Annotated in this window: 1 rRNA gene; it reads right to left on the bottom strand. The window is 60.8% G+C overall.

Annotated features, from left to right (window positions below):
• Positions 1-252 (bottom strand): 23S ribosomal RNA (locus C772_RS16465); the annotation flags it as partial.
• Positions 253-555: the final 303 nt, after the last annotated feature.

Genomic DNA, 555 nt, shown 5'->3' with positions numbered 1-555 from the left:
AACCATTCTGAGGGAACCTTTGGGCGCCTCCGTTACTCTTTAGGAGGCGACCGCCCCAGTCAAACTGCCCGCCTGACACGGTCCCCTGCCCGGATCACGGGCACGGGTTAGAAGTCCAATACAGCCAGGGTAGTATCCCACCAGTGCCTCCACCGAAGCTGGCGCTCCGGTTTCCACGGCTCCTACCTATCCTGTACAGGCTGCACCGGAATTCAATATCAGGCTGCAGTAAAGCTCCACGGGGTCTTTCCGAGGAAACGTCCTTCAGCCAGCGCCCGTGCTTTCGCCGCAAGCACCAGGCTCTGCAGTCCGCGGGGACCGCTGCCGAAACGGATCCATCGGCGCACCTCATCCAACGGTGAATCGGACGGATGCGTGCCGGTGACGATCCGGGCTGCCACGTCCAGCATTTCCTCGGGCAAAATCACTTCCCGAACCATTTCACGGGCACGCCGGATATCTTCCGGTCCCAGCAGTTTCCGGAGANCCTGCCGGGCTTCCCGTCGTACGGCGGATGATTTCCTTCAGTTCTTCCTTACCCGGAAGCGGAACGAT

It is taken from the genome of Bhargavaea cecembensis DSE10, assembly GCF_000348905.1.
GTDB lineage: Bacteria > Bacillota > Bacilli > Bacillales_A > Planococcaceae > Bhargavaea > Bhargavaea cecembensis.
The sequence above is the reverse complement of the archived record's forward strand: the minus strand, read 5'-3'. Positions and strand labels throughout refer to the sequence as shown.